The sequence below is a fragment of the Pseudomonas sp. K5002 genome, assembly GCF_013386655.1.
Classification (GTDB): domain Bacteria; phylum Pseudomonadota; class Gammaproteobacteria; order Pseudomonadales; family Pseudomonadaceae; genus Aquipseudomonas.
In genome coordinates, this window is the sequence record NZ_JACARK010000661.1 from 1 (window position 1) to 4,665 (window position 4,665).

The 4,665-nt window shown below is 60.2% G+C and carries 3 protein-coding genes; 1 reads left to right on the top strand and 2 read right to left on the bottom strand.

The window, feature by feature from the left end; all coding sequences use genetic code 11:
* Together HX846_RS25755 and HX846_RS25760 are read right to left on the bottom strand one after the other, a co-directional pair.
* Nucleotides 1-172, bottom strand: a 172-nt coding sequence (locus tag HX846_RS25755; protein ID WP_178966346.1) for an SDR family NAD(P)-dependent oxidoreductase, incomplete at its 3' end; no start/stop codon positions are given.
* Nucleotides 173-264: 92 nt separating this feature from the next.
* Nucleotides 265-2,415 carry a TonB-dependent receptor gene (locus tag HX846_RS25760; protein ID WP_003219930.1) on the bottom strand — a complete coding sequence of 717 codons (2,151 nt, stop codon included), beginning with the start codon at nucleotides 2,413-2,415 and terminating at the stop codon, nucleotides 265-267.
* A gap of 433 nt (nucleotides 2,416-2,848) precedes the next feature.
* Here HX846_RS25760 and HX846_RS25765 point away from each other — a divergent pair, with 433 nt between their 5' ends.
* Nucleotides 2,849-4,552 carry an ABC transporter substrate-binding protein gene (locus tag HX846_RS25765; protein WP_087694255.1) on the top strand — a complete coding sequence of 568 codons (1,704 nt, stop codon included), beginning with the start codon at nucleotides 2,849-2,851 and terminating at the stop codon, nucleotides 4,550-4,552.
* Nucleotides 4,553-4,665 lie beyond the last annotated feature (113 nt).

The window sequence follows — 4,665 nt, forward strand, 5'->3', positions numbered from 1 at the left end:
CGCCGAGCGCACGGATGCCCTCGACCACAGCCTGCAACTTGTCCGGGCTCCTGCCGCTGACGGCCACCTGCAAACCCTCCCGCGCGAAGCGTCGCGCCAGCGCCGCTCCCAGGCCGGCCACGGCACCTACACCGGCAATCCACACCACAGGCTCGGATCGAGACTCAGACATTAGCCACTTCCTCAATGAGATACGTGGCTAACAATTTACCCATCGCCGGGCGTGAGGAATAAGAACATCGACAGCTAAGGTTATGCGCTGACTCAATAGCGCATTTCCACCGCCACATAAGCCCCAATCCCATCCCCCGGATACAACGACGCCGTATCCTGCCCCTTCGCGTCATACAACGGCTGCACCGCCGTCACGTATTTCTGATTGGTCAGGTTCTTCAAATCCAGCGACACCTTCCAGTCCTTGCTCGGCGTTTCATACCCCACGTTCGCCCCGAAGATCGTGTAGGAGGGCGCATAGAAGCTGTTCGCATAGTCCACCGCCGTACGCGAAGCCGATTGCACATTCACCCCGGTATAGAAGCCCGCTGGGTGCTGATACTGCACTTCGCCCTGATAGATATGCTTCGGAATCCCCGGCAGTTGGTTGTCGCCGAAGGTCGGGTCGTGGCGGTAGTAGAAGTCGTTATAGGTATACACCTGGCGCAGGGTGATTTTTTCACCCGAGGTGTTTTCCCACAGGCGTGTATTCAAGCCGGCCTCGATCCCTTGGTGGATCGTCGGCGTGGCGTTGAATGCACCGGTGACCGCAGCAGCCGTGGAGGTGGCCGGGATGATCTGCACGTTGAGCAATTCATCTTTCACCCATGAGCGGTAGAGCGCCAGGCTGCCGTCGAAGATGCCCGACGAACCCTTGATCCCGACTTCCACGGTATTGGCTTTCTGTTCCACCAGCGGCCGTACGTACGGCGTGGTCGGCCCGGAGCCGGAGTATTCCCAGGACGCCGGTGGGTCGACGGAGCGGCTGACGTTGGCAAACACTTGCAGTTGTGGGTTGAACTCGTAACGCACGCCCACTCGCGGTGCCAGGCTCCAGTTGTCGTAGGTCACATCGCTCGGGTAGGTGGTGGTGTTGGCCACCAGGGCTTCCTTGACGTCGGCATGGCGGCGCACGTTGATCGCCGAGACGCCACTGGTCAGCCACAGGCCGTCCACCAGTTCCAGGTCGTTGCCCACGGAGAACACGTGATCGAACGAGGAGCTGTAGTCGACGAACTTGCGCGTCTGTTTGTTGGCGAAGGTGGAGTCGACCTGGCCCTTGAGGTGTTCGGTGGAGGTGAAGGCCAGGCTGGAGCGGCTTTCGTGGCCGAACAGGGTGTCGCGGCGGTCGTAGTTGATCACCGCGCTCAGGTCATGCCAGTCCCAGTAGCTGGGGTTGCTCGGGCTGTTCGGGCTGTTGTTGTGGGCGTACTGGTAGTAGACGAAACCTACCGACAGGGTGGCGTCGTCCTCAAAGGTGTAGGTGGTCTTGCTGCCCAGCCATACGCTGCCGGGGCGACGGCTGCCGGCGCCGCTGCTTTCGGCGGTGGCACTGGCACGGTCGGAATGGTGCTTGACCGCATCCAGGGTGGTGGCGCTCGGGTCGTTGTGGAACTCGTCGCGGTAACGCAGCATCACCCGGGTTTCGAGTTGCGGGCTGAAGCGGTAGCCAAAGTTGGCCACTACGCCCTGGCTTTTCGACAGGCTGTAGTCGCGGTAACCGTCGCTGCGGTAGTTGTCGGCATTCAGGTAGTAATCGAACGCACCCTCGACGCCGCCGACACTCAGGCTTTGCTTGTTGTAGCCGTAGCTCCCGGTTTCCGCTCGCACCCGCAGGCCGGGTGCGGTGTAACCGGTCTGGTTGACGAAGTTGATGGCGCCGCCAAGGCTCAGTGCGCCGTACTGGAAGGCGTTGGCACCCCGCAGGATCTCGGTGTAGTTCACCCCTGAGCCGTTGAGGAATTCGTAGGGTGTGCCGCCCGGGCCGGTGATCGGCAGGCCGTCGAACAGGAACTTGATGCCCTCACGGAAATACCCCGGCGAGGTGTTGGCGCCCGAGCCACGAATGGAGATCTTGGCCGCGTCGTTGCCGCCGGTGGACTGCACGAACACGCCCGGCTGATAGGCGAGGGTGTCCTGCAAGGTGGCGGTGCGTCCCTTGGCCACTTGTTCGCTGTCGACCACGCTGGTGCCGCCTGGCACTTCGGACAGCTGACTTTTGGCTGCTTCAACGGGCGTGATTTTTTGTGCCTCTACCGTCACCGTCTTTAGCCGTGTTCCGGTCGTCGGTGTGACCTCATCATCTGCCTGCACACTGGCGGAAAAAACCAGGGCTGAGCCCAGCCCCACCATCGCCAGCCAAGTTGCTTGCCGCACGGCAAGTGTCAACTTTTGCAACTCTCCCCGAAAGATTGGATCCATTAAGCGTGTTCCTTGTGAATAGATAAAAGAGCCCCAGCTTTCTATTCGAATAGTCATGCCTGTTTCGCTCTGAGCAGTTTCTATGCCAAGACTATTGGCCAAGGAATACGGGCGCTTAGTTAAGGTTAAGTGTTCTGCGGGATACTTTGTTTTGAATCGGTGTTTGATTCTCAACAGTCAACTTTAATGCCTGGGATTGCCGCAGCTGTCTCGAACGCAACAGTTGATAAGCAGTGTGTAAGGCTACCAACAATCTCGGGGTGTATAACGGGTATAACCATATAAGTGTTTGGCAGTGTTTGCCCCGTTTTACAAGGGTTTTGCGCCGGTTTCATGGTCAATATGGCGTTTCTTGAAGACTGGCATGCTCACTGCATTACATCCCGTAATTGCAAACTTTCAGTGTTCATCGAGTTCCTCTAAGGAAGTGTCATTGACAACCATCCTGAAACTTTCGGCGGTTATTTCACTGTGCCTGGCAGTCAATGCCTGCTCACCGGCTGCGGCACCGAAACATGAAACGTCTGCGGCTGATGGCACGGTCACCAACGGTGTAGTGACTTATTCGGCGACGGACTTTCATGAGTCGTCACCGGGGCGCAGTGGCGGAACTTTGCGCGTCTCAGCCGCCTCCGACGCCGGCAGTTTCGATGTTCACGCACTGTCTAACGGCAACATCCAGTGGATGGGCCGGATTCTCTTCGATTGCCTGGTGTACCAGGACGAGCAGGGCAATATCAGCCCGTGGCTGGCTCGCTCCTGGGACATCTCCGACGACGGCAAGACCTACACCTTTCACCTGCGCGACGACGTGACCTTCAGCGATGGCGAGAAATTCAATGCCCAGGCGCTGCAAACCAACCTGGACCACATGCGCGACCCGGCGACCAAGTCCCCACTGGCCGCGGCCTATATCGCGCCGTACCTGGATGGCAAGGTCATCGACGACTACACCTTCGAAGCCCATTTGCGCGAACCCTATACGCCGTTCCTGGATGTGCTGGCGCAGTCCTGGCTGAGCATGATCTCCCCCAGGCAGATTCGCGAGGCGCCGAAGACCATCGCCGAGCACCCCATCGGCAGCGGGCCGTTTACGTTGCAGAGCTACACCCGTGACCAGGGCGCGGTGTTCATCAAGCGCCCCGGCTATAACTGGGCGCCACCGGTGACGCGCCACGCGGGCGAAGCCTACCTGGACCGTATCGAACTGAGCTACGTCCCCGAAGCCATGATCCGCTTCACGGCGCTAGAGTCCGGCCAGTCGGATTTCGCGCTTGATGCACCGGCCCAGAATGCCGCCGCCATCCGCGCCAACCCCGACCTGGTGATGCGCAGCCGGATTCGCAAGGGCAACCCGAGCCGTGGCATCGTGTTCAACGTCGAGCAGGCGCCATTCGACGACGTGCGAGTACGTCGCGCCGTGGCCAAAGCCGTCGACCGCGAAGGATTGGCGTGGATTTCCGGCTTCGGCGAATACATCGCCAAAGCCGATTTCCTGGCGGCGAATACCCGGTTTTATCAACCCAACAAAGAGGCCCTGGCCTACGACGTCAAGGCGGCCAATACCTTGCTCGATGATGCCGGTTGGACAGGGCGCGACGCCCAGGGCTATCGGACCAAGGCCGGGCAGCGCCTGAAGGCGACCTTGTTGGCCTATAGCAGCCCGGCCTTTCCCGGCAGCGTTTCGGTGGCCATCCAGGCCGACCTGAAAAAAGTCGGCTTTGAGATGACCGTCGAGATGCTGCCGCTGACCCGGGTGATCGAGAGGCGCTATGCCGGTAAGTTCCAGGCGATGGCGGACGGTTACTGGCACACCAACACACCCGACGGCATGTTCGTGCTTTATCACAGCGAGTCCATCAGCACCGATAAAAGGATCGGCCAGAACGTTGGACGCTTCCGTGATGCCGAACTGGATCGCGTGCTCAGCGCCGCTCGCCAATCCCGCGATCCGGTTGAGTTGCAGGCGCTCTATGGCGAGGCACAAAAGCGCCTGACCGAAACCGTGCCGTCGGTGCCTTCGGTGGAAGCCCAGGTACTCACCGCCTATGGTCGACAAGTCCAGGGCGTGATTTTCGATACCTCCCACAACGTACCGTTCTTCACCAGCATCTGGCTGGACCGGGGGCAACCATGAGCCTGTTCAAATCCATCGCCTGGCGCCTGCTGGCGGGCATTGGCGTGCTGTGGGGCGCGGCGACGCTGACGTTCCTCGCGGTCAATTTCAGCGGCGGTGACACGGCGCTGGCA

Bases quoted from the DNA above. Each gene is read 5' to 3' on its own strand.
- HX846_RS25760 (WP_003219930.1), bottom strand. From the start codon at position 2,415: ATGGATCCAATCTTTCGGGGAGAGTTGCAAAAGTTGACACTTGCCGTG.